The organism is Psychroflexus curvus, assembly GCF_020164585.1.
GTDB classification, from domain to species: Bacteria; Bacteroidota; Bacteroidia; order Flavobacteriales; family Flavobacteriaceae; genus Psychroflexus; species Psychroflexus curvus.
Map to the genome: position 1 here is coordinate 165,007 of NZ_JAIQZF010000003.1, position 13,368 is coordinate 178,374.

15 protein-coding genes are annotated in these 13,368 nt (G+C 36.4%); 5 read left to right on the top strand and 10 right to left on the bottom strand.

Translation table 11 applies throughout. The features are described from left to right. Window positions 1–46: 46 nt before the first annotated feature. The 6 genes from LB450_RS05120 to msrB (LB450_RS05145) form a co-directional block, all read right to left on the bottom strand. Window positions 47–793, bottom strand: a complete 747-nt coding sequence (locus LB450_RS05120) for a M15 family metallopeptidase (RefSeq protein WP_224486782.1) — start codon at window positions 791–793, stop codon at window positions 47–49. A 2-nt stretch (window positions 794–795) separates the two neighbouring features. Then, the gene (locus tag LB450_RS05125) at window positions 796–1,239 is read right to left on the bottom strand and encodes a GNAT family N-acetyltransferase (RefSeq protein ID WP_224486783.1); all 444 of its coding nucleotides are present in this window, start codon (window positions 1,237–1,239) and stop codon (window positions 796–798) included. Between the two features lie 2 nt (window positions 1,240–1,241). Continuing rightward, window positions 1,242–1,790: a ClpP family protease gene (locus tag LB450_RS05130; protein WP_224486784.1), complete on the bottom strand. Its 549-nt coding sequence runs from the start codon at window positions 1,788–1,790 to the stop codon at window positions 1,242–1,244. Between the two features lie 144 nt (window positions 1,791–1,934). Continuing rightward, window positions 1,935–2,477 (bottom strand): hypothetical protein, encoded by a 543-nt coding sequence (locus LB450_RS05135; protein ID WP_224486785.1) that lies wholly within the window; start codon window positions 2,475–2,477, stop codon window positions 1,935–1,937. Further along, window positions 2,474–2,872 carry a peptide-methionine (R)-S-oxide reductase MsrB gene (gene msrB / locus LB450_RS05140; RefSeq protein WP_224486786.1) on the bottom strand — a complete coding sequence of 133 codons (399 nt, stop codon included), beginning with the start codon at window positions 2,870–2,872 and terminating at the stop codon, window positions 2,474–2,476. The genes LB450_RS05135 and msrB (LB450_RS05140) overlap by 4 nt, the downstream gene beginning before the upstream one ends. A 1-nt stretch (window position 2,873) precedes the next feature. After that, entirely contained in the window at window positions 2,874–3,356 is a 483-nt protein-coding gene (gene msrB, locus LB450_RS05145; protein WP_224486787.1) for a peptide-methionine (R)-S-oxide reductase MsrB, read from the bottom strand. A gap of 117 nt (window positions 3,357–3,473) precedes the next feature. Here msrB (LB450_RS05145) and LB450_RS05150 point away from each other — a divergent pair, with 117 nt between their 5' ends. Genes LB450_RS05150 through LB450_RS05165 form a run of 4 tightly spaced genes read left to right on the top strand, consistent with a single transcriptional unit; the run spans window position 3,474 to window position 7,435 of the window. Continuing rightward, complete coding sequence (locus tag LB450_RS05150; RefSeq protein ID WP_224486788.1) at window positions 3,474–4,295, top strand: M48 family metallopeptidase; 822 nt, start codon at window positions 3,474–3,476, stop codon at window positions 4,293–4,295. A gap of 3 nt (window positions 4,296–4,298) precedes the next feature. Further along, window positions 4,299–5,630: an MFS transporter gene (locus LB450_RS05155; RefSeq protein WP_224486789.1), complete on the top strand. Its 1,332-nt coding sequence runs from the start codon at window positions 4,299–4,301 to the stop codon at window positions 5,628–5,630. Between the two features lie 3 nt (window positions 5,631–5,633). Continuing rightward, on the top strand, window positions 5,634–6,566 hold the full coding sequence (locus LB450_RS05160) for a phosphatase domain-containing protein (RefSeq protein WP_224486790.1): 933 nt from the start codon (window positions 5,634–5,636) through the stop codon (window positions 6,564–6,566). After that, window positions 6,566–7,435 (top strand): diacylglycerol/lipid kinase family protein, encoded by an 870-nt coding sequence (locus tag LB450_RS05165; protein WP_224486791.1) that lies wholly within the window; start codon window positions 6,566–6,568, stop codon window positions 7,433–7,435. Before LB450_RS05160 ends, LB450_RS05165 begins: the two co-directional genes overlap by 1 nt. Before the next feature lie 746 nt (window positions 7,436–8,181). On the opposite strand, the gene LB450_RS05170 is transcribed toward LB450_RS05165, so the two are convergent. Genes LB450_RS05170 through LB450_RS05185 form a run of 4 tightly spaced genes read right to left on the bottom strand, consistent with a single transcriptional unit; the run spans window position 8,182 to window position 12,564 of the window. Further along, complete coding sequence (locus LB450_RS05170; protein WP_224486792.1) at window positions 8,182–10,506, bottom strand: M1 family metallopeptidase; 2,325 nt, start codon at window positions 10,504–10,506, stop codon at window positions 8,182–8,184. 12 nt (window positions 10,507–10,518) lie between these two features. After that, window positions 10,519–11,031 carry a DUF6702 family protein gene (locus LB450_RS05175; RefSeq protein WP_224486793.1) on the bottom strand — a complete coding sequence of 171 codons (513 nt, stop codon included), beginning with the start codon at window positions 11,029–11,031 and terminating at the stop codon, window positions 10,519–10,521. Window positions 11,032–11,054: 23 nt separating this feature from the next. Then, a complete protein-coding gene (locus tag LB450_RS05180) occupies window positions 11,055–11,741 on the bottom strand; it encodes a hypothetical protein (RefSeq protein ID WP_224486794.1) in 687 nt (228 codons plus the stop codon). A gap of 43 nt (window positions 11,742–11,784) precedes the next feature. Beyond that, entirely contained in the window at window positions 11,785–12,564 is a 780-nt protein-coding gene (locus LB450_RS05185) for a carboxypeptidase-like regulatory domain-containing protein (protein ID WP_224486795.1), read from the bottom strand. Window positions 12,565–12,667: 103 nt separating this feature from the next. On the opposite strand from LB450_RS05185, the gene pepE reads away from it, so the two are divergent. Beyond that, a complete protein-coding gene (gene pepE, locus LB450_RS05190) occupies window positions 12,668–13,366 on the top strand; it encodes a dipeptidase PepE (RefSeq protein WP_224486796.1) in 699 nt (232 codons plus the stop codon). Window positions 13,367–13,368: the final 2 nt, after the last annotated feature.

Consider the following 13,368-nt stretch of genomic DNA (forward strand, 5'->3'; position numbering starts at 1 on the left):
AATTTTTTTGCTAAAATAAGAATTATTGTCAGATACGTGGTTGTGTTTAAGAAGGCATTAGACTTGGGTTAATTCCTAGCCCATAGTTTCTAAAATAGGAATCCATAAAGGAATTTGACATATAGGATTTACCTTCAAATTCTAATTTATTCCAGGCTTTTCTATACTTGTTTCGAGATTGTAGTTCTAGATAGGTTTTAGCTTTTGGGGCGTAAGTGTAATGCCAGGGCTCATAATTAAACCCTGTTCGACGTTCATCTCGAGTATACACCAATTCAAATCCGAAATCACTGCTATGTGTCTTCATCCATGTTTTCATTTTTGAAAATGCAGCATCCCCATGATAATGTTCTCGTAGAAGTAAATCACCTCCCGGTGCTAAAACGGATTCATCAATTAAATCTATATCTGTGCCCCAGTGATGACGAGAAGTGCCAGGAATAGAGGAGTAAGTCATTATTTCTGAAATAGCTTCAGCTGGAGTTTTTGTTTCTACAAAGTGTTTAAATTTCCATTCCCAAATTTCTTTTTGGCGTTCAAAACTTCTATAACCCGATACAATCTTTAATGCGATGTCCTCTTTTAAAGCTTCAGCTTTCATCAAACAAAAAGCCTGATAGGTTTCTTCTTCAAGCAAAATGAATTCTGATTTAAGATGGGACTGACTTAAGCCCAGGAGATTTTCAACTGTGATATCTTTACTGTTAAAAAAATTAATGAATTCAGAACTCAATTGAAGTTGAGATCCTATGCCAGCTAAAACAGTCGTCTTTAAAAATCTTTTTCGATTCATTTTCAACTTAGTCTTTTATACATCACATAATGCGGACCTACATCTGGGATATGAAACTCATCCGAAATGACTTCAAAATCCAGTTTTTTGTAAAAATTCACTGCAATTTCTCTGGCGTTACACCAGATTACTTCCACATTTCTACTTCTTAGCTCATTTTCAGAAAAGCTGGCCAATTTTCTTCCAATGTTTTTTTTTCGATGCTCAGGATCCACTGCCATCCCTCTCAGCTGGTATTGAGATAGATTAGAGAGTTGATCTGTACTTGCAAGGAATAAACTTAAAACACCAACGCATTTAGAATCTATAAAAGCACCAATGTGTTTGGTGCTTTTTAGATGGTCTCCTTTCATGTGGCTGGAATTTCTTGGTCTTCCTTGCCTTAAAACAAGATGCCTTAAGTCTATGGTTTCACCGGAAGAAATATATTTGATTTCAACAGGCACGTTTAGGATAAAATGCCATCAACGATGCCATAGTCTAAAGACTCCTGAGCGCTCATCCAATAATCACGCTTAAAATCTTTCATCACTTTATCAAAGTCTTGTCCACAATTGTCTGCAAGAATTTGAGCACTCAATTCTTTGATTTTCAGGATTTCCTGAGCTTGGATTTCAATATTGGAAGCTTGTCCCTGAGCACCACCCATTGGTTGGTGGATCATGATCTTGGCATGAGGTTGTATAAAACGCTTTCCTTTTTCACCACCAGACATCAAAATAGATCCCATAGAGGCAGCCAACCCACTACAGATTGTTGATACCGAGCTTTTTAAAGATTTCATGGTGTCATAAATCGCAAAGCCATCAGTAACATAACCTCCTGGACTGTTGATGTAAAATTGAATTTCATCATTGCTTTCCATGTCCAAATACATCAGTCTGTCGATGATATGCTTTGCACTTTTACCGTCTACCTGACCGTTAAGGAAGACTTTCCTTTGTTCTAAAAATTTTCTATCTATCAGATCTTGAACTTTTCCTGACTTATCGCTCATAATATTTTTTTTGAAGTGTAAAAATAAAATTATATTCCTAAAGGAAACCTATTATTTGAAGAGTATTAACGAAACACTAGGTTGGTGAATCATAACATTAAAAAAGGCCTTCTGAAAAGGCCTTCTTAAAAAGTAATATGTTGCTTACTTTACTTTCAATACTTTTGCATCAGGCATAGCCTGCATAAGTGCTTCGTAACTGTTTAGATCTGGATTGTTTTCAGCATAGGCTGCGGGTATAATAGCTATTCTAAACACTTGATTAAACAAGTACGCATTTGCCTCTGCATCGGTAAAGCTTCTAAAATCAACATTCCCATCTAAAAAGATATTGACATCAAAGTAAGTATGGTTGTAGTTGTAAACCAATTGATTTCCTCCGTCAAAGAAAAAACTATTTGGTAAAGGTGTCCAAACATCTACTGATTCGCCATTATCTTGTATGACTTCTTCCAATAAATAAACCTGAACGACATCACTTTCAAAAACTTCAACCTCACTTGGAGGAAATTCGTATAAAAATGAGTAGCCATTTTCTGCTGTAAAATCTCCTTCAATTTCTAAAATGGTTCCTAATAAAGCGTCGCCTGTTTCACCCATAGGGCCGACGGGACCAACTGGTCCTCTTTCTCCTTCGCAACTTACCATAACAAAGATAAGGGCAAGTAATAAACTTATTTTTTTCATGAGTTTTGATTTTTAAAATTAATACTGAGGGAGTTGACGCAGTAGCGTTTCCCAGTTTCTGTAGGACCATCATCAAAAATGTGGCCAATATGTCCACCACAATTGGAGCATAAGATTTCAATGCGCGTCATCCCAAAAGTGGTGTCTTTCTTATATTCAATTGCACCTTCTACAGAGCTATCAAAACTTGGCCAACCACAATTACTATCAAATTTTGAGGCACTATCAAATAAGAGTTCTCCACATCCATTACAGTAATACTTTCCATCTTCAAAATGGGTGTTGTATTTCCCGGAATGCGGTGGTTCGGTTCCTTTTTCTCTAAGGACATGGTATTCATTTTCAGAAAGCTTTTCTTTCCACTCCTGCTCGGTTATTTTTTTTTGATCCGACATATTATGACTTCTCTTTAGGTTTAAAATCTAAGGCGACTCCGTTTATACAATGTCTCTTTCCTGTCGTTTCTTTAGGACCATCGTCAAAAACATGACCCAAATGACTGCCGCAATCTCCACAAAGCAGTTCCGAACGTTTGTACCCCAGCTTTCTGTCTGAACTGTAAGCTAAGCTATTTTCTATAGCTCTATCAAAACTTGGCCAGCCAGTGCCGCTTTTAAATTTATGTTTAGTTTCATAAAGCTCGTTGCCACATGCGGCACAGACAAAAACACCGGGTTCTTTAATATCATTGAGAGGACTGGAAAAAGGAGGTTCTGTTCCTGCTTTCCTAAGAATTTTGTATTCTTGATCTGAAAGTTCTGCTTTCCACTCACTTTCCGTTTTTTGGACTTTATAATCTTTGGATGTCTTTTCCTGTTGAGCTTCAGATTTGCAGGATACAAATAGAATCATCAAAAGAATAATCGGTAACTGTTTCATGGTATTTTTTTTTAAAATTAAAACTAAATCAAGTAGAATCACTTATTTTCACAAATCAATCACATCTAAAATTAAATATTCTATTTAATGATTAGTTTTGTTAAAAATTTATATGTTATGTACAAGTTCAAATTCTATACCAGCTTTTTATTGATGCTCTTTTTTTTTAGTTGTGGACAAAACCCCTTTACAGGTAAAAGCACATTAGCATTGGTTCCCAACTCTCAAATTTTACCAATGTCTTTTCAGCAATACAACAAAGTTCTTGAGGAAAGCAAGGTTATAAAAGAAGGTGATCAGGCTCAAATGATACAAAGGGTTGGGCTTAAAATAGCAAATGCTTCAGAACGTTGGTTAGCAGCCAATGGGTATCCTAACTACACAGATAATTACAAATGGGAATTCAGTCTTATAGAAGGTGATCAAGTTAATGCCTGGGCCATGCCTGGAGGTAAAGTCGCTTTTTATACCGGTATACTCCCTATTGCCAAGAACGAGGCTGGAGTAGCCGCTATTATGGGGCACGAGGTCGCTCATGCACTAGCCAATCACGGTCAACAGCGCATGAGTGCTGGACAGCTACAACAAGCTGCAGGAGCCGTAGGTATGCTGGCTATAGGTGACGATCAGCAAAGCCAGGAAATTTTTGCCACGGCTTATGGCATAGGCTCTCAAGTGGGGGTTATGCTGCCATTTAGCAGAAAACACGAAACAGAAGCAGATAAAATAGGTCTGAATTTAATGGCAATTGCCGGTTACGATCCAGACGAGGCAGCAGAACTTTGGATGCGCATGAAAGAAAATTCTGATGGTGCTGGTCCACCGCCGTTTCTAAGCACCCACCCATCTAATGACGAGCGTATACGAAACCTTCAAAATTGGTCAAGTCAGGCTAAGAAGGAAGCTGCAAAATTTGGTGTGAATTCTTTTCAAAATTAAGTTTTGAAGAGTCAGTTACTTCCCAAAGGGCATAAAAAACTTATACATGCCTGGGCTTTTTACGACTGGGCAAACTCTGTTTATCCCTTAGTCATTAGCTCAGCTATTTTCCCTCTTTATTATGGGGCATTAACGCTTGTCAAAAACGACCAGGGTATTGTAATAAATGATACTGTAAAATTTTTTGGTTTTAATTTTAATAATGATGCGCTCATAAGTTACGTTACGGGTATAGCTTTTATCGTTATTTCTATCATGAGCCCACTTTTAGGAGGTATGGCTGATTATATAGGAAATAAGAAAAATTTCATGAAATTTTTCAACTACCTGGGAGCTTCAGCCTGTATTGGTTTATTTTGGTTTGATCTTGACAACCTGGTATTTGGACTGATCTGCTACTTTTTGGGATTGATAGGATTTTGGGGAAGCATAGTGTTTTACAATTCCTATTTGCCCGACATAGCTTTTAGAAATCAGCAGGATCAGGCTTCAGCAAAAGGATTTTCGTTAGGGTATATAGGAAGTGTCATCCTTCTGGTGATTTGCCTTATTCTGATTATGTTTTATGACACCTTTGGATTCGAAAGTGAGTCACTTCCAACTAGAATTTCATTTATATTAACGGGAATCTGGTGGATTGCATTTAGTCAATACACTTATGCTTACTTGCCAAAAGGAAATCGTAAAGGAGATGCCAGAACCAAGGATTTAGTACTGAATGGTTTTCGAGAATTGAAAACCACTTATAAAAAAATCAAGTCTTCTGTTGGTTTTGAGCCTTACCTCAGGGCCTTTTTCGTTTATAGCATGGCGGTACAAACCATCATGCTGATTGCCACTTATTTTGGCGTAGGTGAAATTCAATGGGCAGAAGGAGAAGCAAATACTGGATTGATTATAAGTATTCTTTTAATTCAGCTTGTGGCTGTTGCAGGAGCCAATGCAGCTTCCAGACTTGCTGGCAAGTATGGAAACATCAATATTTTAATTGTTATCAATATCATTTGGATCGGCATTTGTACTTATGCATTTTTTATAACGCAACCCATTCAATTTTACATTACTGCATTTTTTGTAGGATTAGTCATGGGAGGTATTCAGTCTTTGTCAAGATCAACTTACTCCAAGTATATTCCTGAAAAAGAAAAAGATACAGCTTCTTTTTTCAGCTTTTATGAAGTCACAGAAAAAATAGGAATCGTCATAGGAATGTTTATGTATGGATTTATTGCACAAGTGACGGGCAGCATAAGGAATGCTATCTTATTTTTAATTCTTTTTTTTGCAGGGGGAATCTTCTTGCTTTTAAGACTGAAATTGAAAATCAAAAACTAAAACATGGCATTTCTTTGGCACTTTACAGCGGTCGAATTAAAAGATAAAGTCTTAGTGACAGGTACTGTCCTAAAGAATGAAACTTCAATTGATAAATCTCCGCGTTCCATACTGGCTAATGCATGGAATGTGCTAAGTTCTTATCGGAAAAAAACTTATAAGCGAAAATCGATTCGTATTGAAACTCAAAGTGAAACGTTTACTATCAAAACCGATAAAAAGGGGTATTTTTTTGAGATCCTACCGATTGGCGACCTTGATGATTTCAAGATATATGATAAGGAGCAAAACCTGCTTAGCATTGACCAGATTCATCCTTATCACTTTCAAAAGCATTCCACACCTATAGAAATTATATCGGATATAGATGATACAGTGATTCATTCTCATACCGCTTCAGCTTTAAAACGAATTTTCACGATTTTATTCAAAAGACCAAAGCGAAGGAATAAGGTGTTGTTTAGTAATGCTTTACTTGACTATTTTGACGAAAATAAATTTAGAATCGCCTATCTATCAAAAAGTGAAAGTAATTTGTTTGGTTTAATTACAGCGATATTTAGATTTAATGAAATTCCCATGGGACCTCTGTTTTTGACGCCCTATATTAGATTCAAATCTTTATTTAAACCCAAAAAGGGGAAGCATAAAATAGATTTTCTGCATCAGCTTATCACAAATTTACCTGACAAAAAATTTATTCTAATGGGTGACGATACTCAGAAAGATATGGATATCTACACCGCAATTGTTAACACTTATAAGTCTCAAATTATAAAGGTTTTCATTAGGCAAACCACTTTTACAGTAAATGAAATTCAAAAAGAAAAGTGGGATACTCTGAGCGATACCGGAGTGCCATGTATGTATTTTCAGGATGACGACGATATCAATAATGAGATTGTTCAATTGAGTGAATTATTAAATCAACAGTAATGGATATTCTTTTAGTAGTTAACCCAGTATCCGGCGATAAGGACAAAGCAGAGTTCATGGACTTTGCTAAAGGTTTTTTAGATAAATCTAAGTTAAGCTACCTTTTCTATAAAACTACAGGTGAAAACGATTGTGATGCACTCGAAGCGCTACTCCTTAAGTATTCGCCAGGAAAAGTAATTGTTGTTGGGGGTGATGGAACGTTGAATATGTTTTTAAAACCTTTGATCCAGCACGATATACAGGTTGGGTTTATACCTATGGGTTCTGCAAATGGAATGGCTGTCGAACTTGACCTAACGGATTCTTTAGAGGATTTACTTGAGAAATTTATAAAATCCAATGAAACCAAAAAACTAGATATTCTTTCTATAAATGATTCTCATCTATTACTACATCTTGGAGATATAGGTGCGAACGCCAATCTTGTGGCAAATTACGATAAAGATGAAAGTCGTGGTATGTTTACTTATGCCAAGCATTTTTGGTCTGAATTCCAAAACCTAAAAGGCTTTGAGTTTGAAATCAAAACTGATCAAATGGACTACGACAGAAAAGGCGTCATGCTTGCCATATGCAATGGCAGGAAATTTGGGACAGGAATTCCATTGAATACCATTGGGAAAATGAATGATGGTTGGTTTGAATTTGTTGTAGTGAAAGCCATGGACTTTTCAGACTTATTAAAAGGAGCCTTATCTAAATTTGATGAGGACTATAAAATTGAAAATTTGGAGACCATCCAGGCTAAAAAGGCTACAGTAAAGCTTAAAGAACCTAGATTACTACAAATCGACGGTGAGGTTATTGATAAATTTACTGAACTAAAGATAGAAGTTTTGCCAAAAGCTTTAAAGTTTATTATATAAAAGTCCCATAGTCTGCTTAGAAGGGAGTATTCTTCTCAACTCCTTTCGACTTAGGCGGAGTGTTTTTTCATTCCTAAAAAACTCAAGACTCACCACTCTCAAATTTTGAATCTGTCATTCTGCCTGCCCGCCTCTGGCGTGAAAGGTAGTGTAACGGAGTGCAGAATCTTCACCTATCGCAAAGCAAAATACACCCTGCCTTTGCCAAGGAAACGCAGGCAGGCAGGCTTGTCGAAGCAAATTCTAAAATCATATAGCTTACCTAACGGCACTCTGGAAAAGCGACGTACTCGTGTTTTTACCAATATATAGTCCCTAAGGGGACAAAACTCAAAAACTACTAAATACTGAATGTCGAATACGGAACACCGAATGTTGAATCTGTCATTCTGCCTGCCCGCCTCTGGCGTGAAAGGTAGAGTAACGGAGTGCAGAATCTTCACCTATCGCAAAGCAAAATACCCCCTGCCTTTGCCAAGGAAACGCAGGCAGGCCTGTCTTTGCCAAGGAAACGCGCTCTGTCTGAATATCAAGTTTAGCCTTTCAAATTTGAATTTTTTTACGACCACTCACACACTCACGACTTCGAAATTAGGGAAGACGGGAGATACTGCGATTTAGCCAACGTGGTTTTGGAGATGAGTGGAGGTAATATCTCTTATTAGGGTTAACTCAACTTGGAAATAGTCAATAAAAAACGCCAGCTCGATTAAAGCTGGCGTTTTGATAATAATTAAACCTGTGGTTTATTGACCTTCTTTAAAAGAATCAAATTCACTGACCTTTTCTTCCCTAGGCCAGGTATTGTTGGATGTGTCTACGTCTGCAGTTTCCTGCTGAGGATCTACAATCATTTTCACGATTTCTTTTTCAGAAAAAATTGCTTTTTTGACTTCAGCATCATTCTTCCTCCAAACCTGAACGGGATATTTTATGGTTTCTGATGTACCGTCAGCATATTGAAATTCTACAATAATAGGCATGACTAATCCGCCTGGTTTGTTGAAAGTGATTTCATATATATGCTTAGGTTGTTTCATCTCATTAATCTCTTGCTGAGTGAAATTGTCCATCAAATATTCTTGAAGTTTTGGCGCATTTTCTAAAGGATCGCCTTCTTTCATCGAAGCTTCAAAGCTTTCGCTATCTGCGGTTAGAAGATAAACAGCATCTTCTGTACGAGGGTCATTTGCCGGATCTTCAATACCATATCTTGCTAAAAGCGCTTTACCTTCTACAGTAGGATTGCTGGTGATGAAATAGTTTTTTACATCTTCAATACCGATGTCTACATAATCTGTAGTGTAAAACCAACCTCTCCAGTACCAATCTAATTCAACAGCAGAAGCATCCTCCATTGTTCTAAAGAAATCTTCAGGAGTTGGGTGTTTAAACTTCCATCTCTGAGCAAATGTTTTAAACGAGTAATCGAACAAGTCATGCCCCATTACAGTTTCTCTTAAAATATTTAAGGCTGTAGCTGGTTTTCCATAAGCGTTATTTCCAAGCTGATAAACTTGCTCAGGATTGGTCATGATAGGAGAAATATACTCTTGATTTCCCTTCATGTAATTCACGATTTTGGAAGGTTCTCCTCGTCTTGAAGGATACTTCTCGTAAGTTTGATTATTGCCTTTTAAGACTTCAGGATATTTCTCAGCAAATTCCTGTTCAGATAAATACTGCATAAAGGTGTTAAGTCCTTCGTCCATCCATCCCCATTGTCTTTCATCACTATTCACAATCATCGGAAAGAAATTATGTCCGATTTCATGAATAATAACGCTCATCATACCAAATTTGACACGATCTGAAATAAAACCTTCCTCATTTGGTCTCCCGTAATTCCAGCAAATCATTGGATATTCCATGCCCTGACTTTTAGCATGAACAGAAATTGCCTTGTGGTATGGATATTCAAAAGTAAAACTACTGTAAGTCTCAAGTGTGCTGGCTACAGCTCTTGTCGACCAATCTTCCCAAAGCGGATTTCCTTCTTTTGGGTAAAGTGATACAGCCATAACATCTTTATCGCCAACTTTTACAGCCATCATATCCCAGATGAATTTTCTTGAAGTGGCAAAGCCAAAATCCCTTACCATATCCGCTTTAAACTCCCAGGTTTTAGTTTTGGTAGCATTCATCTTTTCATTAGCAATAGCTTCTTCTTCAGTGACTATAACTACAGGCTCATCGTAGGATGATTTTGCTTTTTCGAAACGGTCCAGCATAACCTGGCTAAAGACTTCTTTTCTGTTTTGAAGTTTTCCTGTAGCGTCCAAAATATGATCTTCTGGAACAGTAATCTTAACATCGTAGCTTCCGAAAGGTAAAGACCATTCTCCGCTTCCCCAGAACTGATAATTCTGCCATCCTTCTTTATCATTGTAAACCGCCATTCTTGGAAAGAACTGAGCCATAACATAAGCTCTGTTATCGTCTTCTTCGAAATATTCATAACCTGAACGTCCACCGTTTACTGTATGGTTATTGATTAAATAATCCCACTCAATAGAAAATTCAAAAGAATCACCAGGCATTAGTGGCTCTGCCAAATCTACCCGCATCATTGTATAATTGATAGTATAAGGAAGTGGTTCACCGTCTTGATGAACTTTTTTGATATTGAAACCACCATCAAAGTCAGCTTTCATGTGAGAATTGACAAAACTACCTGCAGGAGTAACTGGAGCAAATTCGCTGCTGTTTCTCTCCTTGGCAGGACTGTCTTTTGCTCTCACATTTTGATCGAGCATCACCCATAAGTAATCCAGTTTATTTGGTGAATTATTATTATAGGTAATAGTTTCTTTACCATAAAGTCTAGTGTTTTCATCATCTAGGGTGATGTCCATTTCATAATCTGCTGTATTCTGATAATATTGATGCCCAGGTGCACCTGAAGCTGTTCTGTAAACATTTGGAGTTGCAAATTCGTCATAGAGTTGTCTAAATTTATTCTCATTGGTATGTCCAGTTTGCTTCTCTTCTGTTTGTTGTTCTTGTGCAAATCCGGATATGGATAGGACAAAAACAGATAATAAAAGACTTGTGTATTTAATCAAATTCATAGGGAGTAAGTATTATTGTTTAGTTTTATAGGTAATGCTTCGATTTGAAAAATCTTTTTCAAGGATAAAGCTTTTTTTAAAATTATCAGATTTAAAATGAATCATATTTTTTTGTTCTTCAAATAAATCGGTCAGTATCAAATTTTCGACGGTCAAAACCTCAAAAATTTCAAGGTTTTCAACTTCTAGAAATAAATAAACCATGTCATTTTCATATTTCCTTCCTAGATAATTGTAAGTTAACGGTCCATTGTTGGTTTCTAAAACAAATTTATCTCTAAGATATTTTTCTATGTAAATGTCTATCTCTTCGACTTCAAGATTTGGAATAAGTTTAAACTCCTTGTTGTATCTTTTATTGATCACATCTTCAAAATCATCTGTAAATACTCTTGAGATAATCTGAAGAGTTTCTTTTTCCTGGATATAATTTATGTCAGTAACACTAAGGTAAAATTCGTGACCGTTGGTATTAAATGCTGAGGTTAATGATAACCAAAGAATTAGGACTGTAAAAAATTTCATTCTGTAATTTCTTTTAATTTTAATTAAGCGATTGCTTTAAGTTTGAGTTCATCGATCAAGGCTAGAGGATCTTTTTGATTTACAATGAACATTGTGTGTGGATCCTCAGCGCAAAAATAGGCGAAATCCTCCAGATACATTTTTGGAACCCTTAAGTCTTTTGTGACAAGGTCTTTGGTGACATGTCGCAAGACTTTATTTTTATTGGACCGAACAGTGGCGGCTTCTTTTCTTATTTTAAGTCTCTTTGTTTCACCCGATATCCAGTTTAAAAGTGGAGTTAAAGGAATGCCTCCAGAACTTGTGTTAGCCGTATAAATTTCTCTATCGATTTTATCGAGCTGCCTTGGCACACCAAATCCGAACTGTCTCTGATCTACAAAATCAACTTGAACCTGATTAATATCTCTGCTCAAATTTCCTGACAAATCATAAGGATTGAGAGTAACCTCTGGTAATTCATTGACCTGTAATACCAGAAAGATGGACGTAGAGGTTTTTAAATTGCTTTCCTCTACTTTAAGCGTATAAGTTTTGTGTTGTAATGAGGTGAAAAAAATAGAGTCTCCTATGCTGGCTTTTATTTTATACTCACCTTTGGAGTTCGATACATTACCGATTTTTTTATTGATGTTGATGACATTCACTTGATATTCACTTATTGAATCAGCATATACCTGACCTTTGATAAATGTTTCTTGAGCTGCCAAAAAGCATGGTGAAATCAAGAATAATAACCAGATATTTTTCAAATTAATCCTGGGCTTTAAATTCTTCTGACTTTTTAACTAGAAATTCAATAAGATTTAACTCATTCCCTTTCTGAAGCATGGATTTGGTAAGACCTTTATCTTCTACAAAAAAGATAAATTGATTGATGTTTTCTTGTTCTATGTCTAGATTTTCCTTAAAAAAAGAATCTTTATACATTTTCCTCACCATAACATCGACGTCTTTTGGGAGTGTCTGATCCTCAGAAACTTCTTTAGACGATAGTATCTCGCGGAAAATATTAGCAATATTGAGTCCGTTTTTTATGAAGCGTTGTTCGGTGGTGTAATTCTCAGTTATGGTTTGCGACCTGACATAAGGCTGTTCACCCTCGTATTCATTTATAACTTCTTCTGATTCTGGAGCTGCATAAAATTCGGTTTTTACTTTTCTGGCATCTACCTCGATGTTTCCTTCAAGGTCGTAAGGTTTAACAATGACTTCATCCAGGGTATTTATTTCATCATTGATTTTGATGGTGAATTTTTTATTTTTAACGATATTTTCATCAATGATTACAGTGAAATTTTGATACTGAATAGCCTTGAATCTAAGCCTGTCTCCCTCCCTTACTGAAATTCCAAATTGACCGTACTGATTGGTAACCGTTCCTTCTTTTGAATTTTGATTGATGACCTCAATTTGTGAAGCTTCACCATCTAAGGGAACAATAACTTCCCCGGCCACGAAAACGCGATTGTCTATTTGAGCAGTGATGTTTTGAATTAAAAAAAGTAGTATAATGGTAGAGATAAGTCTCATATGTTATTTTTTGTACAATCTACTTAAAAATTCAGATACGCAATCCTAGTTTTGCTACTAAAGTTATGTTAACCCAGTTCAATTCAACTAAATATACTGTTCTATGCAAGCCATTATAGCAAGCACATCTACTCTTCATGGAAGTTCTTATTTGGAATATTTACAACCAGTTCTCAGAATGCATTTTGCTGATAATGAAGAGGTTCTGTTCATCCCCTTTGCCAGACCTGGAGGGATTTCCCATCAGGATTATACCGAAAAGGCAGCTGAAGGTTTAAAACCCTGTTCTCAAACTGTAGTAGGCTTACACGAGTTTTCAGACATGAAAAGAGCTGTTTCAGAAGCTAAAGCTATCTTTGTCGGTGGAGGAAATACCTTTTTGTTGGTAAAACAATTACATGAACTTGACTTGATGCATATGTTAAAGCAGAGTATTGAAAACGGAACAAAATATTTAGGCACTAGTGCTGGCAGCAATATATGTGGCTTATCGATGCAAACCACCAACGATATGCCGATTGTTTATCCACCTTCTTTTGAAACTTTAGGGATTCTTAATTTCAATATCAATCCTCATTATCTGGATCCTGACACGTCTTCAACTCATAAAGGAGAAACACGTGAAACCAGAATCAAAGAGTTTCAAACTTTGAATTCTGAAATTGTGGCTGGACTTAGAGAGGGAAGCTGGATAAGAATTAATGCTAATGAAATCACCTTAGAGGGAGATTTGCCAGCAATAATTTTTGAACCTGGAAAACAAGCCTACGAATTGAGTCCAAGTAGCCACTTTAAATTTTAATA